General features: G+C 71.6%; 19 protein-coding genes and 1 pseudogene. 13 read left to right on the top strand and 7 right to left on the bottom strand.

Annotated features, from left to right (window positions below):
* The first annotated feature begins 80 nt into the window (after window positions 1–80).
* Entirely contained in the window at window positions 81–1,190 is a 1,110-nt protein-coding gene (locus AC6JBM_RS31085) for a lytic polysaccharide monooxygenase (RefSeq protein ID WP_497977582.1), read from the top strand.
* Window positions 1,191–1,197: 7 nt separating this feature from the next.
* Here AC6JBM_RS31085 and AC6JBM_RS31080 read toward each other — a convergent pair whose 3' ends face one another.
* Complete coding sequence (locus tag AC6JBM_RS31080) at window positions 1,198–2,028, bottom strand: histidinol-phosphatase HisJ family protein (protein ID WP_497977581.1); 831 nt, start codon at window positions 2,026–2,028, stop codon at window positions 1,198–1,200.
* Window positions 2,029–2,053: 25 nt separating this feature from the next.
* Window positions 2,054–2,831 (bottom strand): annotated as a pseudogene (locus tag AC6JBM_RS31075) (class I SAM-dependent methyltransferase).
* A gap of 149 nt (window positions 2,832–2,980) precedes the next feature.
* Here AC6JBM_RS31075 and AC6JBM_RS31070 point away from each other — a divergent pair.
* Window positions 2,981–3,532 carry a cysteine hydrolase family protein gene (locus AC6JBM_RS31070; protein WP_497977580.1) on the top strand — a complete coding sequence of 184 codons (552 nt, stop codon included), beginning with the start codon at window positions 2,981–2,983 and terminating at the stop codon, window positions 3,530–3,532.
* A complete protein-coding gene (locus tag AC6JBM_RS31065) occupies window positions 3,529–4,431 on the top strand; it encodes a GlxA family transcriptional regulator (protein ID WP_497977579.1) in 903 nt (300 codons plus the stop codon). The genes AC6JBM_RS31070 and AC6JBM_RS31065 overlap by 4 nt, the downstream gene beginning before the upstream one ends.
* A gap of 437 nt (window positions 4,432–4,868) precedes the next feature.
* Here the strand turns inward: AC6JBM_RS31065 and AC6JBM_RS31060 are convergent, their stop codons facing one another.
* On the bottom strand, window positions 4,869–9,164 hold the full coding sequence (locus tag AC6JBM_RS31060) for a galactose-binding domain-containing protein (protein ID WP_497977578.1): 4,296 nt from the start codon (window positions 9,162–9,164) through the stop codon (window positions 4,869–4,871).
* A 723-nt stretch (window positions 9,165–9,887) separates the two neighbouring features.
* On the opposite strand from AC6JBM_RS31060, the gene AC6JBM_RS31055 reads away from it, so the two are divergent.
* Together AC6JBM_RS31055 and AC6JBM_RS31050 are read left to right on the top strand one after the other, a co-directional pair.
* A complete protein-coding gene (locus AC6JBM_RS31055; protein WP_497977577.1) occupies window positions 9,888–11,189 on the top strand; it encodes an ROK family protein in 1,302 nt (433 codons plus the stop codon).
* 529 nt (window positions 11,190–11,718) lie between these two features.
* Window positions 11,719–11,946 (top strand): hypothetical protein, encoded by a 228-nt coding sequence (locus AC6JBM_RS31050; protein ID WP_497977576.1) that lies wholly within the window; start codon window positions 11,719–11,721, stop codon window positions 11,944–11,946.
* A gap of 420 nt (window positions 11,947–12,366) precedes the next feature.
* Here AC6JBM_RS31050 and AC6JBM_RS31045 read toward each other — a convergent pair whose 3' ends face one another.
* Window positions 12,367–12,996 (bottom strand): alpha-ketoglutarate-dependent dioxygenase AlkB, encoded by a 630-nt coding sequence (locus tag AC6JBM_RS31045; RefSeq protein ID WP_433086059.1) that lies wholly within the window; start codon window positions 12,994–12,996, stop codon window positions 12,367–12,369.
* A gap of 259 nt (window positions 12,997–13,255) precedes the next feature.
* Between AC6JBM_RS31045 and AC6JBM_RS31040 the strand changes: the two genes are divergently transcribed.
* Both AC6JBM_RS31040 and AC6JBM_RS31035 read left to right on the top strand, forming a co-directional pair.
* Complete coding sequence (locus AC6JBM_RS31040) at window positions 13,256–14,476, top strand: cytochrome P450 (protein ID WP_497977575.1); 1,221 nt, start codon at window positions 13,256–13,258, stop codon at window positions 14,474–14,476.
* Window positions 14,477–14,813: 337 nt separating this feature from the next.
* Window positions 14,814–15,194: an STAS domain-containing protein gene (locus AC6JBM_RS31035; RefSeq protein ID WP_497977574.1), complete on the top strand. Its 381-nt coding sequence runs from the start codon at window positions 14,814–14,816 to the stop codon at window positions 15,192–15,194.
* A 458-nt stretch (window positions 15,195–15,652) separates the two neighbouring features.
* Here the strand turns inward: AC6JBM_RS31035 and AC6JBM_RS31030 are convergent, their stop codons facing one another.
* Window positions 15,653–17,041 (bottom strand): aminotransferase-like domain-containing protein, encoded by a 1,389-nt coding sequence (locus tag AC6JBM_RS31030; RefSeq protein WP_497977573.1) that lies wholly within the window; start codon window positions 17,039–17,041, stop codon window positions 15,653–15,655.
* Here AC6JBM_RS31030 and AC6JBM_RS31025 point away from each other — a divergent pair.
* The 3 genes from AC6JBM_RS31025 (at window position 17,040) to AC6JBM_RS31015 (ending at window position 20,633) form a co-directional block, all read left to right on the top strand.
* Window positions 17,040–17,972: a DMT family transporter gene (locus AC6JBM_RS31025; protein WP_497977572.1), complete on the top strand. Its 933-nt coding sequence runs from the start codon at window positions 17,040–17,042 to the stop codon at window positions 17,970–17,972. The genes AC6JBM_RS31030 and AC6JBM_RS31025 overlap by 2 nt on opposite strands.
* A gap of 20 nt (window positions 17,973–17,992) precedes the next feature.
* Entirely contained in the window at window positions 17,993–18,436 is a 444-nt protein-coding gene (locus AC6JBM_RS31020) for an RpiB/LacA/LacB family sugar-phosphate isomerase (protein WP_497977571.1), read from the top strand.
* A 445-nt stretch (window positions 18,437–18,881) separates the two neighbouring features.
* The gene (locus AC6JBM_RS31015; RefSeq protein ID WP_497977570.1) at window positions 18,882–20,633 is read left to right on the top strand and encodes an ABC transporter substrate-binding protein; all 1,752 of its coding nucleotides are present in this window, start codon (window positions 18,882–18,884) and stop codon (window positions 20,631–20,633) included.
* A 117-nt stretch (window positions 20,634–20,750) separates the two neighbouring features.
* Here the strand turns inward: AC6JBM_RS31015 and AC6JBM_RS31010 are convergent, their stop codons facing one another.
* On the bottom strand, window positions 20,751–21,398 hold the full coding sequence (locus tag AC6JBM_RS31010) for an NAD(P)-dependent oxidoreductase (protein ID WP_497977569.1): 648 nt from the start codon (window positions 21,396–21,398) through the stop codon (window positions 20,751–20,753).
* A gap of 83 nt (window positions 21,399–21,481) precedes the next feature.
* Between AC6JBM_RS31010 and AC6JBM_RS31005 the strand changes: the two genes are divergently transcribed.
* Entirely contained in the window at window positions 21,482–22,054 is a 573-nt protein-coding gene (locus AC6JBM_RS31005) for a TetR/AcrR family transcriptional regulator (RefSeq protein WP_350609070.1), read from the top strand.
* Window positions 22,055–22,135: 81 nt separating this feature from the next.
* On the opposite strand, the gene AC6JBM_RS31000 is transcribed toward AC6JBM_RS31005, so the two are convergent.
* Window positions 22,136–23,212: an AOC03_06830 family ribosome hibernation factor gene (locus AC6JBM_RS31000; protein WP_497977568.1), complete on the bottom strand. Its 1,077-nt coding sequence runs from the start codon at window positions 23,210–23,212 to the stop codon at window positions 22,136–22,138.
* A gap of 396 nt (window positions 23,213–23,608) precedes the next feature.
* Between AC6JBM_RS31000 and AC6JBM_RS30995 the strand changes: the two genes are divergently transcribed.
* Together AC6JBM_RS30995 and AC6JBM_RS30990 are read left to right on the top strand one after the other, a co-directional pair.
* Window positions 23,609–24,982 (top strand): FAD-binding oxidoreductase, encoded by a 1,374-nt coding sequence (locus AC6JBM_RS30995; RefSeq protein WP_497977567.1) that lies wholly within the window; start codon window positions 23,609–23,611, stop codon window positions 24,980–24,982.
* Window positions 24,979–26,325 carry a class I SAM-dependent methyltransferase gene (locus tag AC6JBM_RS30990; RefSeq protein WP_497977566.1) on the top strand — a complete coding sequence of 449 codons (1,347 nt, stop codon included), beginning with the start codon at window positions 24,979–24,981 and terminating at the stop codon, window positions 26,323–26,325. The genes AC6JBM_RS30995 and AC6JBM_RS30990 overlap by 4 nt, the downstream gene beginning before the upstream one ends.
* The last annotated feature ends 216 nt before the right edge of the window (window positions 26,326–26,541 follow it).

The following is a 26,541-nucleotide window of genomic DNA, read 5'->3' as shown; positions in this document are numbered from 1 at the left end:
ACATGGTCCGTCCGAATGTCAGCCGCGTCGCCGCCGCGCCCGGACGCGCGACGGCGGCAGCGCACCCCCGAGGAGTACCGATGCAACTTTCATCGACCGCCCGGCGCCTCGCGGTCGGGGCCCTCGTCGTGGTCACCGCCGCCCTGGGCCTGACCGTGCTCGACCGGCCCACTTCGGCCGCCGCGCACGGCTCGCTCACCGATCCCCCGTCCCGCAACTACGGCTGCTGGGCCCGCTGGGGCTCCGACTTCCAGAACCCGCACATGGCCGACACCGACCCGATGTGCGCCCAGGCCTGGCAGGCCAACCCGAACACGATGTGGAACTGGAACGGCCTCTACCGCGAGGGCGTCGCCGGCAACCACCAGGCCGCGATCCCCGACGGGCAGCTGTGCAGCGGAGGCCGTACGCAGAACGGCTTCTACGCCTCCCTGGACACCGTCGGCCCGTGGGTCGCCGCGACGAAGCCGAACAAGTTCACGCTCACGCTGACCGACCAGGCCCAGCACGGCGCGGACTACCTGCTCATCTACATCACCAAGCAGGGCTTCGACCCGGCCACTCAGCCGCTGACCTGGAACAGCCTGGAGCTTCTCCAGCGCACCGCCCGGTACGCGCCCGCGCCGCAGTACCAGGCGGAGGTCGACGCCGGCACCCGCACGGGCCGGCACGTGATCTACACGATCTGGCAGGCCAGCCACCTGGACCAGTCGTACTACCTGTGCAGCGACGTCATCTTCACCGGCACCGGCGGCGGGACGGGCTCACCGTCGGCCTCGCCCTCGAAGTCCCCGTCGGCGTCCGCCTCGCCGTCGCGCTCCGCGAGCACCTCGCCGTCGGCCAGCCGCTCGGCGTCCGCCTCCGCCTCGGCCTCGACCCCGCCGGTCACCGGCGCGTGCGCCGCGACCTTCACGAAGACGTCGGAGTGGGCGGGCGGCTTCGGCGCGGACGTGAAGGTCACCGCCGGCTCGGCGGGCATCAGCACCTGGACGGTGAAGATGACCTTCGCCAACGGCCAGACCGTGAGCAGCTACTGGAACGCCACGCTGACGAGCAGCGGCTCCACGGTCACCGCGGTCAACGCGAGCTACAACGGCCGGCTGAGCGCGGGGCAGAGCACGAGCTTCGGGTTCAACGGCACCTGGACGGGCACGAACAACCCGCCGGCGCTGACGTGTAGCGCGGCGTAGCGCTCGTTCAGCGGATCCAGTGGTCGTACGGGTGGCGGCCGGGCCGGAACCCGGTCGCCTCCGCGAGCGCGGCGGCGTCGGCGAACCCGGCCGCCACCGCCTCGGGCCGGTGCGCGTCGCTGCCGAAGCTCACGGCGGCGCCACCGGCCTCGCGCCACCACCGCAGCAGCGTCGGCTCGAGCGTGCGGCGGGTGTTGATCTCCAGCGCGCGGGACTGCCCGGCGAGGGTCTTCAGCACCTGCCGCACCTCGTCCTCGTAGTCCTCGATGCGGAACACGTGGCCCTCGGGCACGTACCGCACCGGGTAGTCCAGGTGCGTGAGCGTCGAGAAGTCGCCGAAGGACTCCAGCATGCGCACGACCTCGGCGAAGTAGTCGCGCAGCACCTCGGCGACGCCCCGGGAGCCGTACTCGTCCTCGACGAGCCGATCCTCGTCGCCCACGCGCACCGAGTGCAGCGAGCCGATCACCCGCTCGAACGGCGCGCTCGCGAGCAGCGCGGCGGCCGGCTCGGCGAACCAGTGCGGCTCGCCGAGCTCGACCCCGGTGATGATGCGCAGCGACGGGTACCTCGCGCGGCACCGCTCGATCGCCGCCAGGTAGCCGTCCACGTCCAGCGGCGGCGGGGCCAGGTGCGCCGGGCCGGCCATGTGCGGGGTCCACCGCTGCGGCACCGTGTCCGGGTCCACCGTCCACGACACGAAGTCGGTGTGCTCGGTGAACGCGATCGCCGGCAGGCCGAGCTGGACCGCCCGCGCGCACGAGCCCTCCATGTCGCCGGTGTCGGTGTCCCAGGAGAACTGGGAGTGCGTGTGCAGGTCGGCGGGAAGCTGGCTCACGCGCTCATGCTACGGCCGGGCTCAACTACGGCCTGGCGAGGATCTCGCCGTGCAGCAGGGACATCCAGCCGTCGGGATCGCCCGCCCACTGCTTCCAGCCCTCGGACAGCCGGTCCAGCTCCTCCTGCGCCACCCCGGCCGCAAGCGCCTGCCGGGCCATCGCCGACTCCTGCACCCGGTCGGCCCACATCCCGCCCCACCACGCGCGGTCCTGCTCGTCGGCGAAGCACCAGGTGCTCGACGTCGCGGTCACGTCGGTGAACCCGGCCGCGTGCGCCCAGGCCAGCAGCCGCCGGCCGGCGTCCGGCTCGCCGCCGTTGGCGCGGGCCATCCGCTGGTACAGGGCCATCCAGTCGTCGAGCTCGGGCGGCTGGGGGGTACCACGTGAACGCCGCGTAGTCGCTGTCGCGCACGGCCACGTAGCCGCCGGGCTTGCACACGCGGCGCATCTCGCCCAGGGCCGCCACCGGGTCGGCGACGTGCTGCAGCACCTGGTGGGCGTGCACCACGCAGAACGTGTCGTCGGGGAACGGCAGCGCGTGCACGTCGCCGAGCACCACGTCGGCGTTCTCCACCCCGGCGAGCCCCTCCCGGGCCACCCCGACCGCCTCCTCGTTGACCTCGAGCGCGGTGACGTGCGCGACGCGCGCGGCCAGGTCGCGGGTGATGGTGGCCGGACCGGCCCCGACGTCGAGCACGCGCATCTTCTCGATGAGCACCGGCAGCAGGTAGGCGGCGGAGTTCTCGGCGGTGCGCCAGCGGTGGGAGCGCAGCACCGACTCGTGGTGCCCGTGGGTGTACACGTTCGTAGGCATGCTCGTACGCTAGTCCCGCCTTCTCAAACTTCGGAACGACTATCTCGAATAATGAGATAGCGCCATGACCGGATCGGTCCGCTTCGAGCCCGGCCCGGCCCTGGCTCAACCGGCGGGACGCGCGCAGGATCGACGGCATGAGAAGCGCACTGCTCGTCATCGACATCCAGGAGTCCTTCCGGCAGCGCCCCAGCTGGGCGGACATCTCCAACCCCGGCATCGCCGCCACGGTCGCCCCGCTCATCGCCGACGCCCGCGAGCGCGGCGACCTCGTCGTGTGGGTGCTGCACGCCGAGCCCGGCACCGGCAACGTCTTCGACCCGCAGCGCGGCCACCTGCGCTACCTCGAGGGCCTCGAGCCGCGGCCCGGCGAGCCCGAGCTGGTCAAGACCAGCCGCAACGCGTTCACCACCACGGGCCTGCAGCAGCTGCTCACCACCGAGGGCATCCGGCACCTGATCGTCACCGGCATCCAGACCGAGCAGTGCTGCGAGACCACCGCCCGCGTCGCCGCCGACCTCGGCTACGACGTCACCTTCGTCACCGAGGCGACCGCGACGTTCCCGATCGCCCACCGCGACCCGGGCGGCCCGGCGCTGAGCACCGAGGACGTCATCGCGCGCACGGAATATGCTCTGGCCGGCCGCTTCGCCACCATCGCCACCGTCAAGGAGGTTCTCGCGCGGTGAGGATCGTCTTCCTGCTCGTGCCGCAGGTGCACCTGCTCGACCTGGCCGGCCCCGCACAGGTGTTCTCCACCGTGCGCGACCTCGGCCTCGGCTACGAGCTGCACTACGTGGCCGAGCGGGAGGAGGTGCCCACGGCGCAGGGCCTGCCCCTGCGCGCCCGGACCGGCTGGCCGCCGCTCACCCGCGACGACCTCATCCTCGTCCCCGGCTGGCGCGCGAGCCGGCTGGGCGAGCACGGCCGGCTGACCGGATCGACCCGGGCCAGGATCGCCGGCCACCACGCCGGCGGCGGGACGGTCGCGAGCGTCTGCGCCGGCGCCGACGCGCTGGGCCAGGCCGGTCTGCTCGACGGCCGCCGCTGCACGACGCACCACGGGCTCCAGGACCACCTCGCGCGGCGTTACCCGAACGCCCGCGTGGTTCGCGACGTGCTCTACGTCGTGGACGAGCGGGTCGTCACCTCGGCCGGCATCGCCAGCGGCATCGACCTGGCGCTGCACCTGGTGGCGACCCGCCACGGCCCGGCCGTGGCCGCCCAGGTGGCCCGGGAGATGGTCGTCTACGCCCGCCGCAACGGCGACGAGCGCCAGCACAGCGCGATGCTGCGCCACCGGGACCATCTGAGCGATGTCGTCCACCGCGTACAGGACGTCATCGACGGCCGCTTCGCCGAGCGCCTGCCGCTGCGCGACCTCGCGGTGGCGGCCGGGGTGAGCGAGCGGACCCTGACCCGCGCGTTCGGCGAGGCGACCGGATTGACCCCGCTGCGCTATCAGCAGCTGCTGCGCCTCGAGCGGGCCGAGCACCTCATCGGCCACGGCGCGACGGTCGAGGCCGCCGCCCGCGCCGCCGGGTTCGAGGACGCGCGCATGCTGCGGCGCCTGAGGGCTAGAGCGTAAGCCGCCGTCGGCCTGTTCGTCGACGCGTGCGTGCCGCGGCGCCTGAGGGCAAGGGCTTGCGTGGCGCCTTCTGCGTGGCGCCTTCTGCGTGGCGCCTTCTGCGGGGCGCCTTCTGCGTGGCGCCTTCTGCGTGGCGCCTTCTGCGTGGCGCCTTCTGCGGGGCGCCTTCTGCGGGGCGCCTTCTGCGGGGCGGCGTCTTCTGTGCGGCGTCTTCTGTTCGTTGACGGGTGCGTGCTGCGGTGCCTGAGGGTCAGGGCATGCGGCGCCGTCAACCTAGTTGATGAAAGTCGGCCCGCCGAGCCGAAATCAACCTGGTTGACGAAAATCAACATGGCGCGTCGACATCGACGTGCCGGATGCACATCCACATGCCTGGCGGGCATCAAACGAAACGGCCGCCGGATGGCATCCGGCGGCCGTTCCCTGGTGCGGCGGTGTTACGGGTTGATCGTGAGCGTGAACGTGCTGGTCGTGTTCCTGATGTTCTCGGCGTTCCCGGAGAACGTCAGGTGGTTGAACGTCGCCGAGCCGACCGCCGGGCCCTGACCGGGCTCGGGCATCTCGTTGACCCAGATGCCGATGCCGGACTTGGCGTCGAACGCGTCACCGCTCCGCTTGGCGCCGGAGATGCTGATGTTGGTGAACACCGTGTCCGTCACCGGGTTCTCCGGCGAGGAGCCGGTGTACTTCGTCTGGAACATGATGCCGGAGTACGTCGGGTCGACGATGTCCACATCGGACACCCGGATCCCGCGGAACACCTTCGAGGCCGAGAAGACCCAGATGGCGCCGAAGGCCTGCTGGCCCCAGAAGTGGCCACCGTCGCGGACGAGCGACACGTTCTGGATGTTGGTCGGCTGGGTGCCGAAGCCCACGAACGGGTAGCCGAAGTCCAGCGAGCTGATCGTGATGGCCGAGTACGTCAGCATGTCCGCGATGTACATGTTGCGGAACGTGTTGTTGTACCCGCCGTAGACCGCGAGGCCGGCCGCGCGCCAGGTGAGCGTCGCGGACAGGTTCTCCCACAGGTTGTCGTGGTTGCCCACCGAGCCGCCGCCGTCGGTCGCCGAGAACAGCGCGAACGAGTCGTCACCGGTGGAGCGGGCGTCGATGTTGTTCAGGTGGGTGTTGGTCGTGTCGTTGGTGAAGTTGATGCCGTCGGCGAACGTGTCCCGGATGCGGCTGTTGGAGATGTTGATGCCGCTGTTGTGCACGCCCCAGTACATGCAGACCGTGTGCTCGACCCAGACGTTGTCGATCGTCAGGTTCTGGTTGTCCTTCAGCTCGCCCCACACCTTGCCGGGGCCGTCGATGCGCTCGACGTAGTTGCCGAAGAAGGCCAGGTTCTTGAACGTCGAGCCGTTTGCTGAGGTCGCGACCCGGAAGCCGGCGTCGGTGTTCTGCTGGTCCTGCGGCGTGGTGAACTTCGTGTACCACGGGCCGGCCCCGACGACCTGGATCGCCTTGCTGTTGATGTCGAACTTGCCGGTGGTGACGTAGGTGCCCGCCGGCAGGTAGACGCCGACCGCGGTGCTGCTCTGGGTCGCGGTGTTGAAGGCGTTCTGCACGTCCTGCTGGGTGAAGCCGGCCGGGGTGATGTACGTGGCCGGGTTCGGGTTGGCGATCGGGGCGACCTGCTCGGTGTTGATGAAGTCGACCGCGATGTTGCCGCCGTTGGCCGCGTCCTTCTGCAGCTTGATGGTGCTGCCGGCGTTGACCGTGCTGTCCAGCATCACGTTGGCCTCGTCGTAGATGTGACGGGGGCCGGTGCCGGGGGAGTTGGTCGGCGACGCCTCGTTGCCGTAGAGCCACGAGTACTTCGACGTCAGCGAGATCGCCTTGGCGAAGGAGCCGTTGACGTAGACGTTGATCGACGACGTGGTGCCGTCCGGGATCGAGAACCGCACGACCACCGTGTTGGTGCTCTGCCGCGTGGTCCACTGCACGTACTGCCCGGTCCCGTTCAGCGTGACCGCCTTGCGGCCCGACGCCTCGCCGGCGAGGTCACCGATGGTGCGGTTCGGCCCGACGACCTGCGCGCCGCCGCCGACGGTGCCGTCCTCGGCCTCGTACATGTCGTAGGGCATGTTCGCGCCGCGCCCGACGAACAGCGGGTTGTCGCTGGTGTTGTTGGCCTGCTTGACCGACAGCTCGTTGGTGTCCGCGGCGAGGACGGTGGTGACCGTGTACTTGCCGTTGACCGCGGTCCACGTGCCGAGCGTGACGACCGGGGAGCTGGCGCCGGCGGCGAGCGTCCCGGTGTACGAACCCGTCAGCGTCTTGACCGTGGCGCCGGCGTTGTCCTTCAGCGTCAGGGTGATGCCGTGCGCGCCCGAGCCGCTGGCCTGGGTGCCCTGGTTCTTGATGACGACGCTGAAGGTGACCGTGTTGCCCGCGGACGGGTTCGACGGCGACCAGGCCACCGGGGCGGCGACCAGGTCCGAGGACTGCACCGGCTGCACCACGAGGTTCGAGCCGCTGGTGAACGAGTTGTTGGCCTCGTTGGTCTCGATGACCGAGTTGCTCTCGTCGACCTTCGCGCTCACCGTGTACGTGCCCGCGGTGCGCGGCCCGATGTTCGCGGTGAACGTGCCCTGCGCGCCGGCGGCGAGGCCGGTCACGTTGGCGGTGCCGGCCAGGACGGTGCCCTGGGCGGTGCCGAGGTAGAAGTTGACGTTGGTCGCGCCCGAGGCGGCCGTGCCCGCGTTCTTCACCGTGGCGGTCAGGCTCACCGAGTCGGTCTCGACGGGCGAGGCCGGCGAGGACGAGATCGCGGTCACCTGGAGGTCCGGGTTCGGCGCCGCGGCCCCGAAGATCTGGAACTCGGCGATCTGGCCCGACGGGGCGCCGGTGTTCGAGTTGATCTTCAGCTGGACGTCCGCGACCCGGGCCGAGACGGTGATGTCGACCGAGTTGCCGGTGGCCGGGTCGAAGCGGTAGTCCGCCGCCGAGACCAGGTTGGTGAACCCGGTCGCGCTCTGCTCGCGGCCGAGGACCTGGATGTTCTGGGTCCGCGCGCCCCACGCGCTGCTCGGGTCGAGCTTGAGCGTGATCTTGGTGATGTCGTTGTTCGAGCCGAGCTTCGCGGTCAGGGTCGCCGGGAAGCCGGCCGCGCCCTCCCAGTACGTGGTGACGCTGTTGTCGTTGGCGTTGGCCGGCACGAAGGTGAAGACCGAGCCGCTGGCCTCGACCGGCTTGCCCAGCGCCACGTTGGTCCCCGGCGGCGGGTTGCCGGTGCCGGTACGGGTGACCGTGTTGCTGGCCGCGGAGGCGTTGCCGGCGGCGTCGCGGGCCTTCACGTAGTACGACACCGTGGCCGTGTCCGGCTGGTTGTCCGTGTAGGTCAGCACGTTGCCCGCGACGGAGCCGCGCAGCGAGTTGTTCGCGTAGACGTCGTACCCGGCGATGGAGCCGCTGTTGTCGGTCGAGGCGGTCCAGGTCAGCTTGATCTGGCCGCTGGCCGGCGTGGTGTAGGCCAGGTTGCCGGGCGCGGTCGGCGCCTGGGTGTCGGGGTTGGTGCCGGTGCGGGTCACCGTGTTCGAGTTCGCCGACTGGTTGCCGGCGGCGTCGCGGGCCTTGACGTAGTACGCGACCGTCGCGGTGTCGGGCTGCATGTCGGTGTACGTCAGGATGTTGCCCGCCACGCTGGTGCGCAGGGCGCCGTTGGCGTAGATGTCGTACCCGGCGATGGAGCCGCTGTTGTCGGTCGAGGCGGTCCAGGTCAGCTTGATCTGGCCGCTCGCCGGCTGGGTGTAGGTGAGGTTGCCCGGGGCCGTCGGCGCCTGGGTGTCACCGGTCGTGGGGCCGTACACCTCCAGCTCCGAGAGCTGCGCGGCCGCCCAGCCGGTGTTCGCGGTGATGTTGACCCGCACGTACCGGGTGGTCGTCTGCGTGAACGGGATCGTCACGGTGTTGCCCGTGCCCGGCGCGAAGGTGTACGCGTTGCTCGCCACGATGTCCGAGAACGAGCTGCCGGTGGTGCTGCCCTGCACGGACAGCGTCTCGGTGCGCGCGCCCCAGGCGGCGGGGAGCTTCAGCACCACGGAGCTGACGGGCACCGCGGAGCCGAGGTCGACCTGCAGCCACTGCGGGAAGGCGCCGGAGCTCTCCCAGTAGGTGTCCTGGTTCGAGTCGCCGCCGTTGCCGGGGACGTACTGCGCGTTCTGGCTGCTGGCCGAGAACGTCTTGCCCGCGGCCAGGTTGGTGCCGGTGGTGGACACGCCGTAGATCTCGAACTCGGAGATCTGCGCCGCGGGCCAGCCGGTGTTGGCCGAGAAGTTCAGCCGCACGTACCGGGTGGTCGTGGCGTTGAAGCTGATCGTGACCGTGTTGTGGGAGGCCGGGTTGAACACGTATCCGGTCGAGCCGACGATCGTGGAGAAAGTCGTCCCGTCGGGGCTGCCGGTCACGGTCAGCGTCTCGGTGCGGGTCGCCCAGGCGGTGTCGTCGGGCAGCTTCAGCTTGATCTGGTCGATGCTCTTGGCGCTGCCGAGGTCGATCTGGGCCCACTGCGGCCAGGAGTTGTTGGCGCTCTCCCAGTAGCTGGCCTGGTTGCCGTCGTTGATGTTGCCGATGCCGTTCGCGCCGTTGGTGCTGCTGGAGGTGGCGGGGCGGCCGCTGGCGAGGTTGGGGCCGCCGGCGGCCTGCGCCGGCAGCGTCTGCGCCGTCACGGCGACGAGGGTGGCCACGGCGAATGCCGCGAGCACCCTTCGCGTCACGAGCCTTCTGCTCATCGGGATCCTTCTCAATGCGTCTGAGCGGGGTGATCGGTGCGGGGTGGCGGCGAGTTCGACCTGCTCTTGTGTTGGTGGACGGCAAGAGGCTTTGGCGGGGGTCGGCGTCGGTGTTCGCTGGGCGCTTCCCGCGCGCGGGCGGGATTGGCGGTGCGCCGGCAGGCGGCCACGGGGGTTTGTGCTCATCTGTGGGGTCAGCAGGTGGTGAAGCGCGGCCGCGTGGGTGGTCCGCGACCGTGCGGCGACGTGCCCCTCTGCACGGCAACCCTCTCCGTAGGCGGGTGGTGGGCGATCGAGCCGCGTTGGCGGTTCGGCTGCGATCGAGTTGCGGAGAGTAGCGAAAGTCTGTCTGACGCTTGTAGGAATCTTGCACTGCGTTGCGCCAAATGTTGCAGACAAGCTACCGGCAAGTCAACGGTCATCGCTCGCACTCTTGAGTTGTGTGGCATCCCGTTCGATTGACGCGTTGGAATCTGCGCGGGTGGTTGGCCCTGTCCCGCCGGGTTTCGAAACGTTGACGATTCGTTGCCCACGGGTCTGGTGCAGCCGGGATGTTTCATGGTTGATTCGTCGGACGGACCACGAGTGAGCCGCGTCGATGCGCTGCTCCCGGCCCCGGGCCCTTCGGCAAGGCCCCGTGCGCCGAATCCGGTCCGCCGTGTGTTCACGTCGTTGGCGCCGCAGGAGTCGGCGCGCGCGTGCTGGAGCCCCAGGGGTGAGCCGATGGTGAGCAAGGAACGCGCGGGCGCCGGATCCGCGGAGGAGCCCACCGACCAGCTGGCCCTGCGCCGCACCAACCTGACGAGAACCCTGCGCCACATCAGGAGGAACGGCCCGAGGTCCAGGGCCGCCATCGCCGCCGCGACGGGCCTGCACAAGGCGACGGTGTCGAGCCTGGTGGACGAGCTGCTGACCCGCCGCCTGGTGCGGGAGATCGGAGCCGACTCCTCGGGCGCCGCCCGCCCGGCCCGCGGGATCGCCCTGAGCCCGGACGTGGGCGCCATCGGCATCGAGATCAACGTCGACTACCTGGCCGTCCACGGCGCCGACCTGACCGGCCGCACGGTGATCGAGAAGCGCGTGAGCTTCGACGCCATGCACCGCGACGTGGAGCGCTGCCTCGAGGACCTGACGGAGGCCGCGAGGCGTTCCGTGGCCGAGCTGGTGCGGCGGGGCGTGACGCCGGTCGGCCTGACGGTGGCGGTGCCGGGCCTGGTGGACGTGGCCCGAGGGGTCGTGGTGCTGGCCCCGAACCTGGGCTGGCGGGACGTCCCGGTGGCGGCGAGACTGGCGCACGGCCTGGCGCCGGGCCTGTGGGTCGGCGTGGACAACGACGCCAACCTGGCCGCGCTGGCCGAGTACACCGGGGGCGTGGCGGCCGGCACCGACGACCTCGTGTACCTGACCGGCGAGGTGGGCGTCGGCGGCGGGGTGATCGTGAACGGCCACCTGCTCAGGGGCGCCGACGGCTTCTCGGGCGAGGTGGGCCACCTGCCGGTGGAGCCGGGCGGCACCCCCTGCGGCTGCGGCCGGGCCGGCTGCTGGGAGACCAAGGTGGGCCTGGCCGAACTGGTCCGCAAGGCCACTCCGGACGAGGCCTACGGCCGCTCGGACGACCCCGTCCCGGACCCGCAGGAGCGCATCGCCGAGATCAGCCGCCGCCTGCAACGCGGCGACGAGGCGGCGACGCGGGCCGTGGAGGAGGTGGGCCGCTGGCTGGGCCACGGCGGCGCGATCCTGGTCAACCTCTTCAACCCGAGGGTGATCGTCCTGGGCGGCTACTTCGCCGAGCTGGCCGACCATCTCATCCCCGCGGCCCAGGCGAACCTGGCACGCCTGGCGGTGGCGTCAACGGCCGCGAGATGCCACTTCGTAGCGTCCCACCTGGGCTTCACAGCAGCCGCCCGCGGCGGCGCGGGCGTGGTGGTGGAGCGCATGATCGAGGACCCGACGGCGGTGACGCTGACCCCCGCACAACCCCAGCCGGGTGGCGGCCCGCGCCCGCTTCTCCTGGCCGGCCCCTGATCCACATCGCTCTGTTTTCGCCGGGGTTCAAAATTGTCGTCGGGGGTTCGTTGGAGGGTATTGTTTGAGCGGTCTGGTATCGCGGATTCGGCGGCATTTCCGGCACGGTCGGAGCGTCCCGGAAATGCGATATGGTTCGACGGTGAGGTGTGGTCCGCGGTTTGCGGATCGGGCTGGGCCGGGGGCGGATGCGTCTCCATACCGGCGTCGTTGCCGCCGCGGCGCTCGGCGGTAGGCGGGGTGGTCGACTCGCGAACCACCACCGCCCGCCTCCTTCGTTCGCGGGCGGCGGCTGCTCCGGCTGTTGAAATGCAGTGACCGCGTTGGGCTGTTCGGGGGCGGTCGGGTCGGGTGTGGTTGCTTTGTGGGGTGCGGTGGTGGGGGTTCTGGGCTGTTCGGGGGCGGTGGGCTCGGGTGTGGTTGCTTTGTGGGGTGCGGTGGTGGGAGTTCTGGGCTGTTCGGGTGTGGTCGGTTCGGGTGCGGTTGCGTTGCGGGGTGCAGCGGCGGGGGTTGCTGGCGAGGTGCCGCCGTGGATGCGGCGCAGCTTCGCGGCGTGCCGCTGCGCGAGTCCCCAATCGCGATGCTGGGCGTGTTCGCGCCGGAACTGCTCAGCGGCGGGCGAGTAGTTCCGGCGCCGGCTCCGATCCCGCATGGCAGCTATTTCACTTCGCGTGAAAAACTGCAGCTGACCCATGCCGAGAATTATCCCAGAATTGACCCGAAAACCCGACCTAAGGCCGCACCCGATCGCAAATAGCGCACACTTTGCTCTTGCCGCCGAATGCGCCCACGAATCGCGAAGCCAACAACGCCGGGACTGACGATCGCGTATCCGCGCAACGTGGGAACCGGGAGTGGCGATTGTGTATCAGCGCAGCGTGGGACAGCGGCTGAGGAGTGCCTCGAGAAGAACGACGAGCTCAGCGCCGCGTGTGCGCCGTCGTCGTGCATTAGCACATGCTCGTTTCTCGGCTCGCTGGCGACAAAGGCGCAGACGTCCAGGCCCGCTGCGCACCACGAACGGGTGGTGGCGCGAGCGCAGGGCTCGGATGGCTCCCGTGGCGCGTCCGCGCGCTTCTACCCCGGCCTGCTCGAGGCCGCGGACGCCCCGCCCCGGGGCCTGTTCGGCCGGGACTGCGTTCGTCTGGCGTGCGTGTGCCTCGAGGGTGGGCCGGTCTCAGGCGACTCCGGCCGGCCGGAACTGCACCGACACGCGCGGGCCGACTGCGCGGGCCGTCTTGGGTACGCAATGCTCCCAGGTCCGCTGGCAGGAGCCGCCCATCACCACCAGGTCGCCGTGGCCGAGTGGGAAGCGGACGCTGTCTCCGCCGCCGCGGGGCCGCAGCAGAAGTGCGCGCGGGGAGCCGAATGACACGATCGCCACCATCGTGTCGAAGCGGGCTCCTCGTCCGATGGTGTCGCCGTGCCAGGCGACGCTGTCGCGCCCGTCGCGATACAGGCACATGCCGGCGGTCATGAAGGGCTCGCCGAGTTCCTCCACGTAATGCGCCGTGAGCCGGCGCCGGGCCTCTGTCAGCAGCGGGTGCGGGAGCGTCTCCTCGGCGGGATACCACCGCAGCAGGCGGGGGACGTCGACCACGTCGTCATACATCTTGCGCCGCTCCGCTCGCCAGTCCACCTCGTGCAGGAGCGTCTGCAGGATGGCGTCGGACCCGAGCACCCAGCCCGGCAGGTGATCGACCCACGCGCCGCGGCTCAGGTGGTGGCGGGTGACCTGCCCGGTCAGCGACCCGAGCGAGGGGCCGGCGACGTCGAACATCGACGGCTGATACGCGAGGTCAATCATGGCTTCGAGTCTACCGGAGTTCGAACACTAGTACGAGCGCAATCCGCCGAACGGGTTGGGGATTTACAGTATGTCGATGTGGTCGTCACGCAAGGTTGATCGGGGTTCGGTTCCGTTCGGCTGTCCGGCCGTGATCAGGGACGATGCGGCGCCCCGTCCCCGTGCCGCGGCCGAGGGCGAGCCGGTGAGGCCAGGCGATGGCGGCCCGCGTCCGAGCGCTGCCGCGAGCGCGGGCAACGAGGGCATGAGCGGCGGGGCCGTGAGCGATGAGGACGTGCGCGGCGGGGGAGTGGGCGCCGGCCGCGTGAGCGGTCAGGACGTGAGCGGTCAGGACGTGGGCAGCGGGGGAGTGGTCCGCGGTGACGACGGAGTGTGGCACGTGTGCGGGCACGCGGCCGGGCGGGCCGTCCTGCGCAGTGCCGACACCGTGCAGGCGGGGCTCGGCGTGGAGACGGTGGAGAAGCTGCCGCCCAGCATTCGCCGGCCCGTGCTCTATCGGGATGGGGCGGAGCATCGGGAGTACCGTCGGCAAACCGCGAAGTTCTTCACCCCGCGCCGCGTGGACGAGCACTATCGCGGGCTCATGGTCGAGATCGCCGAACGGCAGCTCGACGTCCTGCGCCGCGACGGGGAGGCCGAGCTCTCCACGCTCAGCTTCCGGCTCGCGATCGACGTGGCCGCCGCCGTGATCGGGCTGACCGAGAGCCGCCCGGGCATCGACGCGCGGCTGGAGCGCTTCTTCCCGGAGAAGTTCGGCCGCCCGGGGTTCACGAGCCTTGCCGGCCTGCGGTGGTTCCTGCGCCAGAACGTGCAGTTCCTCGGGATCTACCTCAAGGACGTGCGCCCCGCGATCCGCCCCCGCCGCCGGGCCCGACGCGACGACCTGATCTCGCACCTGCTGGACGAGGGCTGCCGCGACGGCGAGATCCTGGGCGAGGTGATCACGTTCGCGGCCGCGGGCATGGTGACCACGCGGGAGTTCATCAACCTGGCCGCCTGGCATCTCTTCACAGACCAGGACCTGCGCCAACGGTACCGTCACAGCCCCGAACCCGCGCGCCACGCCATCCTGCACGAGCTGCTGCGCCTGGAGCCGGTGGTCGGCAACCTCAAGCGCCGCGCCACGGCCCCGATCACCGTGCCCGACGGCGAGCGCACCGTGACGATCCCGGCCGGCGCCGTCATCGACGTGGCCGTGCACGCCGCCAACCTCGACCCCGCCGCCGTGGGCCCGGACCCGTGCGCCGTCCGCCCGTCCCGGCCCCTGGCGCAGGGCGTGGCCCCGGCGGCGCTGTCGCTCGGCGACGGCGCGCATCGCTGCCCCGGCGCGTACGTCGCCATCCAGGAGTCCGACATCTTCCTCACGCGCCTGTTCGCGCTTCCGGGCCTGCGCATGACCAGCCCGCCGAGGGTGACGATGAAGCCGGACATCAGCGCGTACGAGCTGCGAGGCCTCCGCATCGCCGTCGACCGCCCCTGACGCGGCCTCCGGCCCCGCGATCGCTCCTGGCTCGACTCCAACCCCGCGATCGCTCGTGACTCGGCTTCGAGCTCGTGATCGCTCCCGGCTCGGCTTCGAGCTCGTGATCGCTCCCGGCTCCGCTTCGAGCCCGTGATCGCTCCCGACCCGGCTTCGAGCCCGCGACCGCCCAGACTCGTCTCCGATCCCGCGACCCGCCGCGAGATCCGGGCCGGCGGCGAGCGGCCCTGTTCTCGTTCGGTGTTGAACGATTCGCCCATGGTGATGGCCCGGGGTGACGCGCGGCGTGAATGCCCGTATCGTGAGAGCGGCTCGAATGTTGGAAGGTGTTGAGCCGATGAGTCCCGCCGATCGTTTCGCCGTGTTCCCCGAATTCAACGTGACCGTCGAGCCGTTGCCCAACCAGGCGCTGCGCGTGCGCGTCGCAGGCGAAGTGACGCTGGAGAACGTGGGCGAGCTGCGCACGGTGCTCTTCCGCGCCATCGACGACGTCCGCGCCCGTGCCGTCGAGGTCGACATGAGCCTCGTGACCTTCATCGACTCGACCGGCATCGGCAAGCTCGTCAGCGCGCGCGCCCACGCCATCACGAACAACAGCGACCTGTGGATCGTGAACCCCAGCCCGGGGGTGCGCCGCGTTCTGAGCCTCCTCGGCCTGATGGAGATCCTGGGCACCCCGACCGGCACGAGCGGCTGGGCCCCGCCGAAGTCCGCCTGAGGATTCCCAACGCGCGTGAACGAGGCCGAGCGCGCGAATGGCACAACGCCACCCGGCCGAGCGGACGCCCCCGCGGCCGCGGTTAACGAACGTGTGCCGGGGGAGCCGCGGCGGTCGCGACGGCGGCGTCGGTCCCGTCGGGGCTGGCCGAGCAGCGCCCGGGGGAGAGCCCACGCGGCCGCGGTGAACGAACGTGTGCCGAGGGAGCCGGGGGAGCCGCGGCGGGTCGAGTCGTGGTGGCGGCCGCTAGTCGTGCAGTGCCTGGGCGAGCCGGTGCGCGACTCAGCAGCGCCGGGGGAGCGCGGCGGACGAGCGAGTGCCCGGGCGGCGGGTCGAGTCGTGGTGGCGGCCGCTAGTCGTGCAGTGCCTGGGCGAGCCGGTGTACGACTCAGCAGCGCCGGGCGAGCGCGGCGGACGAACGAGTGCCCGGGCGGCGGGTCGAGTCGTGGTGGTGGCGGCTAGTCGTGCAGCGCCCGGGCGAGCCGGTGCACGCCCTCCTCCAGCAGCGCCGGGGGAGCCGCGGCGAACGTGAGGCGCAGGTGCGGCGCGTCCGGCTCGGCGGCGTACCAGGGCCGTCCCGGGAAGACCACCACGTGCCGGGCCGCCGCGGCGGTCGTCACGGCCACGTCGTCGGTCCCGTCGGGGAGGCGGAGCCAGGCGTGGAGGCCTCCGCGCGGTACCGATGGCGGATCCAACGCCGGCAGGTGGCGCCGGATCGCGTCGAGGAGCGCGTCGCGGCGCGTGCGCAGGGCCGCTCGTAGCGCCCGCAGGTGCCGCGGCCACGCCGGTGAGGTCACGAAGTCCAGGGCGGCCTGCTGCAGCGGGCCCGACACGAAGAAGTCGTCGAGCACGCGGGCCGCGCGCAGCCGGGCGCCGGCCGGGCCCCGGGCGCCGATCGCGGCCACGCGCAGGCCGGGCGCGGCGGATTTCGTGAGCGAGCGCAGGTACACCACGTGGCCGTCCGGGTCGGCGCAGACCAGCGGCGGCGGGGGATCGGCGTCGATGGCGAGGTCGCGCGCGTAGTCGTCCTCGAGCAGGAACGCGCCCGCGGCCCGCACCTCGGCCAGCACCCGCTCGCGGCGCCCGGGCGCGAGCGTGGCCCCGTGCGGGTTGGCGAACATCGGCTGGCAGTAGAACAGCCGGGCGCCGGTGCGCCTGAACGCGGCGGCGAGCAGGTCGGGGCGCACGCCGGTGGCGTCGGCCGGCACCGGCACGACGCGCAGGCCGGCGGCGCGGGCGGCGGCGAGCGCGCCGAGGTAGGTCGGGGACTCCACCAGCACCGTGTCGCCCGGCGCGGCCAGCGCGCGGAACGCGGTCGAGAGCGCCGCCTGCCCGCCCGGGCAGATGACGAAGTCGTCGGCGCGCAGGGCCCCGGCGCCCCGGGCGAACCAGGCGCGCAGGTCCTCGCGCCCCTCGGCCGGCCCGCGCTGCCAGCTCGAGGGGTGCCGGGCCGCCCGGGCGAGCGCGGCGCCGAGCGTGGCGGCCGGCTGGAGGTCCTCGTCGAGGTACCCGCTCGACAACGGGATCGCCCCCGGTCGCGGTACCGCCAGCAGCGCCGACATCGCGTCCTCGCCCGCCGGCCGCGGCCCGAGCGCGATCGACTGCCACGAGAGGTCGGGCGCGGGCGCGGCCGCGGCTCGCGCGGCGACGAACGTGCCCCGCCCGGGCTGCGTGTCCAGCAGCCCCTCGGCGGCCAGCGTCCGGATCGCGCGGCTGACGGTGATCGGCGACGCCTGATGCCGCGCGGTGAGCTCCCGCACGGTGGGCAGCCGGCTCCCGGGCGCCGACCCGGTCGCGACGGCGCGCAGATCTTGGATAACGCGATCGGCTGCGTTATCGTCATTCATGAGAAGCAAGGATAACGTTACCCGCTCGGATGCGATAACGGGGGCCGCGCTCGGCGCGCTGGGCGTCCTCGGGTTCAGCATGTCGCTGCCGGCCACGCGGGTGGCCGTCGAGCACCTGGACCCGTGGTTCGTCGCGTTCGGGCGGGCGGTCGGCGCGGGCCTGCTGGCCGCGGCCTATCTGGCGCTCGTCCGCGCCCCGCGCCCCACCGCGGCCCAGTGGCGCCGCCTGGCCGTGGTCGCGCTGGGCGTGGTGGCGGGCTTCCCGATGTTCACGAGCCTGGCCCTGCAGACGAGCACCGCCGCCCACGGCGCCGTCGTGGTCGCGCTGCTGCCCGCGATGACGGCCGGCTTCGCGGTCCTGCGCGCCCGGGAGCGCCCGACCCCGGTCTTCTGGCTCGCGGGCGCGGCCGGCCTCCTGGCGGTCCTCGTGTTCCTGGCGCTGAGCGGCTCCGTCTCCGGCGCGCTCGGCCCCGCCGACCTGTTCCTGCTGGCGGCGATCGTGCTGTGCGGCCTCGGGTACGCCGAGGGCGGCGCCCTGGCCCGCGAGCTCGGCGGCGCGCGCACGATCTGCTGGGCGCTCGTGCTCGCCCTGCCCGCCACGGTCGCCATCACCACAACGGCCGCGCTGCGCCACCCGCCGGCCGCACCCGCCGCCGGATGGGCCGGCTTCGCCTACCTCACCGTGATCTCGATGTTCCTGGGCTTCTTCGCCTGGTACGCCGGCCTGGCCCGCGGCGGCGTCGCCCGCGTCGGGCAGACCCAGCTCGCCCAGCCGGTCCTCACGCTGGCCTGGTCCGCGTGGCTGCTGCACGAGCACGTCCCGCCGATCGCCCTCGCCGCCGCCGTCCTCGTCCTCGCCTGCGTGGCGCTGACCCAGCGGCTCCGGTTCGAGAAGCCGAAGGCCTACGGCCCGGACCGCGTCACCACCTGATCGCATCGTGGAGGCGCACGATGGACGGGCACAATGGGGTCGTGCGCATCGCCTTCGCGGCCGACGACAGCAACGCGACCACCGAGGCCGTCCTCGCCCACCTCGCCGAGGCCGGCCACGACGTGCTGCGCCTCGGCGAGCAGCCCTGGCCCGGCCTCGGCGCCGGGGTGGGCCGGGCCGTGGCCGAGGGCCGCGCGGACCTGGGTGTCGTGATGTGCTGGACCGGCACCGGCACGGCCATCGCGGCCAACAAGGTCCCCGGGGTCCTCGCCGCCGTGGCCTGGGACCCCTGGGTCGCCCGCGGGGCCCGCCTCTGGAACGACGCCAACGTCCTCGCGATGAGCCTCAAGCGCCTCGCCCCGGACGTCGCCGTCGAGGTGCTCCGCGCCTTTCTCGAGACCCCCGGGCCGGACCCGGACGAGGCCGGGAACATCGCGCTGCTGAAGGGGCTGGACGAGGACTGAGGCACGCGTCGCGGCGGTCGGACAAGAATCGGTAACGCAGGCAACCGTTTGCGCGCTCGCGGTCTGACCGGCGGCCCGCTGCGCGGTGACCAATCCGTTATCCGGCAATGAAGTTCCCGACGCAACCGGGCCGGGCCGCCCGAGGTCTTTGCACAATGACGGCGACGAACATCGCCGTCAACGTGACGTAGCAACGCCATCGTCAACCGACATCCGGCGACCCACACGGTGGGCGTGGTGCATGCCCACGCCCTGTGCACAGTGGACGGTCCACTGTGCACACGTTTCGAGCCGCATCCGAGCGGCACGCCGTGGAGGGCCGAAGCGGGCGCCGGTCGATGGGTGCTGCCTGCGTCCGGGACCCCGAATCCGCGGCCCTACAACCGCGGCACCCTGAAAGGCCCTGCTCGTGAATATGACGTATGCACATATGAGAAGGCGTGCGATGGTGGCCGGTGCGGCCGCCGCGGCGCTCGCGCTGTCGGCCTGCGGAGGCGGCTCCAGCGGCGACGATACCAGCAAAAACAACGGTCAGAAAGGCTCCGGGGGGTACAACGCGGCCATCAGCGGTGTGCTGAACCCGTCCGACAAGAAGGGCGGCACGCTCAAGCTCACCACGAACCCCGACCCCGACTCGTGGGACCCGGCGATCGCGTACTACGCGAGCGAGTGGAACATCATGAAGGGGTTCTACGTTCGGACGCTGCTGGCCAACGAGTCCAAGCCGGGCGCCGACGGGCTCAAGCTCGTGGGTGACCTCGCGACCGAGGTGCCCAAGCCGACCGACAACGGCACGACGTACACCTTCCACCTGAAGCCGAACGTCAAGTTCGAGGACGGCGCGCCCGTCACCTCGAAGGACATCAAGTACGGCATCGAGCGCATCTTCGCCTCCGAGGTCGTCAACGCCGGCCCGAAGTGGCTCGTGGACGCGCTCGACCAGGGCCAGAACTACCCCGGCGCGTACAAGGACCCCGACCCGAACAAGCTCGGCCTGAAGTCCGTCGAGACGCCGGACGACAACACCATCGTGTTCCACCTGGCCAAGCCGAACTCGGACCTCCTCTACTGGCTGCAGATGCCGGCGTCGAGCCCGGTGCAGCGCTCCAAGGACACGGGCACGCAGTACGCCAACCACCCGCAGTCCACCGGCCCGTACAAGTTCGAGTCGTGGGAGCAGGGCAAGAAGCTCACCATGGTCCGCAACGACCAGTGGGACCCGGCGACCGACACCGTGCGCAAGGCGCTGCCGGACCGCATCGAGATCACCTACGGCACCGCGGTCGACGAGATCGACAACCAGCTGCTGTCCAACGAGGTCGACCTGGACATCGCCCAGACCGGCGTCCAGCAGGGCGCGCAGCCGAAGATCCTGCTCGACCCGGAGAAGAAGAAGAACGCCGACGCGCCGGTGACGGGCTTCATCCGCTACGTCGCCATCAGCACCAAGGTCGCGCCGTTCGACAACATCCACTGCCGCAAGGCGGTGCAGTACGCGCTGGACAAGACCGCGATGCAGACCGCCCGCGGTGGCGCGGAGGCCGGTGGTGACATCGCCACGAACATGCTGCCGCCGACGATCAACGGCCACGACCCGGCCGACGACCTGTTCAACACCAAGTCCGGCAAGCCGCAGATCGACAAGGCCAAGGAAGAGCTCGCGGCGTGCGGCAAGCCGAACGGCTTCGAGACGGTCATCGCGACGCGCAACCAGGGCAAGGAGCCCAAGACCGCCGAGGCGCTGCAGCAGTCGCTCGCCGCGGTCGGCATCACCGCGAAGCTCGACCCGCAGGACTCGGGCCTGTACTTCCGCTCCACCATCGGCTCGCCCAGCAACGTGCACAACAAGGGCTACGGCCTGATGATGGCGGGCTGGGGCGCTGACTACCCGGCGGCGTCGGGCTTCCTGAAGCCGCTCGTCGACGGCCGGGCCATCTCCGAGTCGGGCAACAACAACTACGCCGAGCTGAACGACCCGGAGATCAACTCGCTCATCGACCAGGCCGCGGCCGAGGCCGACCCGGCGAAGAACGCCGAGATCTGGAAGCAGATCAACCGCAAGGTGTCGGAGTCGGCGGCCTACATGCCCTTCACCTACGACAAGGCGCTCAACTACCGCAACCCGCGGCTGACCAACGTCTACATCACGCAGTACTACGGCATGGTGGACTTCGTCAACCTGGGCGTCATGAGCTGACCGCTGCATGCAACGTGCCGGGTTGACGAGGGACTTCCCGGCACGCGCGGTCACCCGGCCGGCTGCTCTGCCTCCTTGAGCGGCCGGCCGTCGTCGCGCCCTCGTGCGGGTCCTCGTTCAGTACGCGACATTGACCCGGCGATGGATCCACTCCGGCTCGTCGAGGGCCCGGAACATCGCATCCGCCACGTCGGCGCGCGACAGCGTCCGTCCACCCCGGACGTTCACGTCGAGCACCGTCCGATATGGACGGTTCGGCCCGTCGGTCAGCCGGGGCGGCGCGATCAGCGTCCAGTCGAGCCCGCTGTCGCGCAGCACCCGCTCGGCCACGGCCAGGTCCGCGAACCCCTCGCCGAGGAGGCGTTGCAGGAGCGGCTTGACGACGTGCCGCGTGACCGGCCCGTCGCCGCCGTCCGCGACCCGCCCCGCGGCGTCGACGCTGACGATCCGCCGCACGCCGGTGGCCCGCATCGCGGCGACCTCGGCCCGGGCCCCGTCGGCCTGCACCGTGCTGCGCGCGCCCGGCTCCCGGCTCCGGCGCGCCTTCAGCTCCGCGGGCCGCATCCCGAGCGCCGACAGCACCGCGTCCCGCCCGGCGACCGCGGCCGCCAGCGCGCCGGCGTCGCCGAAGCCGGCCACCACAACCTCGCAGCCGAGGTCGACGGGCCGCCGTGAGACCGCGGTCAGCTCGTGCCCGCGCGCCCGGCCCTGCCGGATGAGCTCGCGACCGATCCCGCCGGTCGCCCCGAACACGGTCAGCTTCATGCCTGACGTCCCCCCTGTCGGTTAGTGAGTACTCACTAACCCCTACGATGGCACGTGACCACGAGTTTCGGAAGGGGTGCCGGTTGGCGACGACGCGCGACGTGATCCTCGACGCCGCGGCGCGCGTGCTGCGCGAGCGCGGCCTCGCCAACGCCACGACGAAGGAGATCGCGCGCGAGGCGGGCTTCTCCGAGGCGACGCTCTACAAGCATTTTCGCGACAAGCTCGAGCTGATGGTCGTGGTCCTGCACGAGCGCGGCCCGCAGTTCATCCCGATGCTCATGACCCTGCCGGGCCGCGCTGGCTCGGCCCCGGTCCGCGACATCCTGACCGAGCTGGCGACCGTGTGCATCACGTTCTACCGCGACGGCTTCCCGATGTTCGCCTCGATCTTCTCGGACCCCGCGATCCTGGCCGCACACCGCGACCACCTGCGCGCGCGCAACCTGGGCCCGCACCGCGCGAACGAGGGCCTGGCCGCGTATCTGCGGGCCGAGCAGGCGCTGGGCAACATCGCGGCGGACGCCTCGCCGGAGGCCCTGGCCGGCCTCATCCTCGGCGCGTGTTTCCAGCACGCGTTCATCACGTTCTTCGCCCCCGAACCGGTCGCGGACGACGAGGCGGCGGCGGCCTTCATCGCGGGCCTGCGGCTCTAGCGGCTTTTCGACCCACCGCGGAGGCCGGGATGCCTGGCGGGAGCGACGGTCCGGACCACCGCGGACCCGAGCCATGCGCTTCTAGAACCTGACGATGAGCGCTATCCGGCCGTCGGCGGCGAGGCTCTCGTCGCCGACGAAGGTGACCTCGCCGCCCTGGCGGGCCACGGTCTCGACGATGTCGTCGACGGCGTCGTCGAGGAGCACGCCCGGCGCGTCGCGGTGGGGCTCCTGGTCGGGCGGGTGCAGGTGGTCGTCGTGGACCCAGGCGGGGCTGTGGAAGCCCTCCTCGACCAGCAGGTGCGCGCCGCGGCCCTGGTGCGCGAGCGACCAGCACTCGGCCAGGCCGGCCGCGAACCGGTTCGCGCCGCGCGCCGCGTCCAGCGCCTCGAGGGCCGCGACCTGCTCCATCGCCGTGTACGCGGCCAGGCGCGGGGCCAGCAGCTCGTACACCTCGTGCGCGCCCGCGTGGTCGTAGTTGCCCAGCACCGTGCCGGCGAACGGGCGCGGCCACTCGGCGGCGAAGTGCGCGAGGTAGCGGTCGACCCCGAGCACGAACACCGGCCGCGGGTCGAGCCGGTCGACCTCGCCGAGCGCGGTCGCGATGTCGCGGAAGAAGCGCCGGTGCCGCTCGCGCTCGTGCTTGCTCGGCTCCTGCCCGTAGTCGCGCGGCAGGCCCATGCCCTCGTGCGTGAACGGGAACCCGTGCGTGGTCACCTCGACGAGCTCGGCCCCGTCGCCGCTCCACAACCGTGTGGGCTGCTCGGACAGGACGACGGCCCAGTACCGGTGGCGCCGCGCCGCGTCGGCGACGACGTCGCGCACCTCGAACGTCTCGGCGATGACGACCCGCTCCTGCACCGGGGAGTCGAGCACGCGCACGTGCACCTGCCCGGGCGAGGCGAACACCGCCAGCCCGTCGCCGGTGTGCCGGAGATCGACCTGCCCGGCGGCCGTGGCGATCTCGTCGTACACCTGCGACGCCACCTCCCGCGGCACCGTCTCGTCGTGCTCGAGCCGCCGCCGCGCCTCCGCGAGCAGGTTGCGCAGCCGAATCGGGTCCTGCAGGTTCTCCGGCGCCGTACGGTGGGTCGGCATGAGCAGGGACACCGCCGGGTACCCGCTCGGGGTCAGGGTCGCGAGGTCCTTCACCGTCATGTGCCCACCGTCCCGCGCGCACCGCCGCCCGGGGTCGCCTCCGGAGGGTCAACGTCCGCGGCATTTCCATGGCTCGGGTCCGCGGTGGTGCGGACCGTCGCTCCCGCCAGGAATCCCGGCCTCCGCGGTGGCAGGACCGCACCGGGGCGCCTCACCCGGGGCCGCGCACCCGTCACCCGCCCGGATGAGCGCCGGGTGGCCGCCGGTCCGGCCGGAGTCCCACGCCGAGATGGTTGTAAACGCGTCGAGCGGGGGAGATGGTGGCCGAGGCGCCGGGGTATCGCCGGAGTTACACGTGTGCGTGAGTTCAGTCACCAGCCGTTGGCTGATCTTGCGGAGTGTGCAAGTTTGAACTGAGGCAAGCCTCCACTTCACGGGGAAAGGCGAGGTGGTTGCATGGGACGTGGTCAACCGGTCGGCTGGGCGGCGCACCGCCGGGCCGTCGATACCCTCAAAGCTTCCTACGCCGCGATTCCACTCGGCAACACGGTGCGGCTGGCGAAGAAGACCTCGAATCTGTTCCGGCCGCGCGCCGAGGCGCACCACGGGCTGGACGTCAGCGGGCTCGGGGGAGTGATCGAGGTCGACCCCGCGGCACGAACGGCCGAAGTACAGGGCATGTGCACGTACGAGGACCTGGTCGACGCCACCCTCCCGCACGGGCTCATGCCGCTCGTCGTACCGCAGCTGCGCACCATCACCCTCGGCGGCGCCGTCACCGGGCTCGGGATCGAGGCCACCTCGTTCCGCCACGGGCTGCCGCACGAGTCGGTGCTGGAGCTGGACATCCTGACCGGCGCCGGCGAGGTGCTCACGGTGCGGCCCGACAACGAGCACGCGCAGCTGTTCGAGGCGTTCCCGAACTCGCTCGGCAGCCTCGGGTACGCCACCCGCCTGCGCATCGAGCTGATGCCGATCGCCGCCGGGGTGCGCACCAGCAACGTGCGCTTCGACGAGCTCGACGATCTGCTCGAGGTCGTCGGCGAGGTGATGAAGACCGGGCAGTACGAGGGCCGGGCGGTCGACGTCATGGACGGCGTCGTGTTCCGGCCGGGCGAGTCCTACCTGGTGCTGGGCCAGTTCACCGACGAGCCCGGCCCGTCCAGCGACTACACCGGGCAGGACGTCTACTACCAGTCGCTGCGCGCCAAGGCCGGCGATCGTCTCTCCGCCTACGACTACCTGTGGCGCTGGGATACCGACTGGTTCTGGTGCTCGGCCGCGTTCGGGGCGCAGATCCCCGCCGTGCGCCGGCTGTGGCCGCGGCAGTACCGCCGCTCCGACGTGTACCACCGCATCGTCCGCCTCGAGAACCGCTACGGCTTCGCCGCCAAGGTCGGCCGCTGGCGGGGCGAGCTCGACCGCGAACGGGTCGTGCAGGACGTCGAGCTGCCACTCGAACGCACGGGCGACTTCCTGCGGTGGTTCGCCCGGGAGGTACCGATGGCGCCGCTCTGGCTCTGTCCCCTGCGACTGCGGGAGCGGGAGTGGCCGCTCTACCCGATGCATGCCGGGCAGGCCTACGTGAACGTCGGCTTCTGGGGCACCGTGCCGATCGAGCCGGGCCGCGCCGACGGCGACGTGAACCGCCTCATCGAGGACAAGGTCTTCGAGCTCGGCGGCCACAAGTCCCTCTACTCCGATGCCTATTACGACCGGGAGACCTTCGACCGGCTCTACGGCGGTCCCGCGTACCGCGCCGCCAAGGACCGCTACGACCCCGGTCACCGATTGACCGACCTCTACGACAAGGTTGTGGGGCGCAGATGACCAGCACCTACCGTCCGACGAACACCCAAGGATCCGTACCCGGCCAGCCCCGCCGCCGGCCCCCCGTGCCCAAGGTCGCCGACATCGTCCGGGCCGTCACCAACAGCGAGCCGACGGTCCGCATCACCGCCTACGACGGCAGCGCGGTCGGTCCCGAGGACGCCGCGATCGGCCTGCACGTCGCGTCCGAGCGGGGCCTGTCCTACGTGCTCACCGCGCCCGGCGATCTCGGCATGGCCCGCGCGTACGTCACCGGCGACCTCGAGGTCCGCGGCGCCCACCCCGGCGACCCGTACCCGGCCCTCAGGGCGCTCGCGACCGGCCTGCAGCTGCGGATGCCTTCGGCGAGCGAGGCGCTGCGGCTGGTCCGCGGCCTCGGCTGGGAGCGCCTGCGCCCGCCGCCGCCCCCGCCGCAGGAGGCGACCCCGGGCTGGAAGCGCACCCTCGCGGGCCTCGGCCTGCGCCACGCCAAGGGCCGCGACGCCGAGGCGATCCACCACCACTACGACGTCTCGAACCGCTTCTACGAGATGGTGCTCGGCACGTCGATGACGTACACCTGCGCCTGCTACCGCTCCGAGTCCGACTCGCTCGAGCAGGCGCAGGCGAACAAGTACGACCTCGTGGCCGGCAAGCTCGCGCTCAAGCCGGGCCAGCGCCTGCTCGACGTCGGCTGCGGCTGGGGCGGGATGGTGCGGCACGCGGCGCGCGAGTACGGCGTGCGCGCCCTCGGCGTGACGCTCTCGCGCGAGCAGGCCGAGTGGGCGCAGGAGGCGATCGAGCGGGAGGGCCTCGGCCACCTGGCCGAGGTACGGTACCTCGACTACCGCGACGCCCCCCTCGAGCACTTCGACGCCGTCAGCTCCATCGGCCTCACCGAGCACATCGGCGTGCGAAACTACCCGCGCTACTTCGGGGCGCTGCGCGATCGCCTCAAGCCCGGCGGCCGCCTGCTCAACCACTGCATCACCCGCTCGGACAACCGCGCCTCGCACAAGCCGGGCGCCTTCATCGACCGCTACGTCTTCCCCGACGGCGAGCTGGCCTCGCCGGGCCGCCTCGTGAGCGCCGTGCACGACGCGGCGTTCGAGGTGCAGCACGAGGAGAACCTGCGCCTGCACTACGCGCTGACCCTCGCCGGCTGGAACCGCAACCTGGTCGAGCACTGGGACGCGTGCGTGAACGAGGTCGGCCTCGGCACCGCGCGGGTCTGGGGCCTCTACATGGCCGGCTCGCGGCTCGCGTTCGAGCGCAACGAGATCCAGCTGCACCAGATCCTCGCGACGAAGACGACGAAGGACGGCGTTTCCTCGTACCCGCTGCGGCCCGACTGGACCGCCTGACACCACGTGCCGCTTGCCGCGGGCGCCCGGGTTCGTGCCCGGGCCGCCCGCGCTCGCGTCTCCAGCTTCTCCGGCGACGGTTTTCTGCGGACGGCGGGGCGACAGGCCGCTCGCACTCGCGTTCGCGGCTCGCCGGCGCGCGGGCGCTGTCGACAGCGTGGCGATGGTGACCGTTTCCGCGGGCCGCTCGGGTGCGCACTGGCGCGTTGGTGGCTG

The organism is Dactylosporangium thailandense, assembly GCF_059739745.1.
This window is presented reverse-complemented; position numbering and strand designations above follow the sequence as displayed.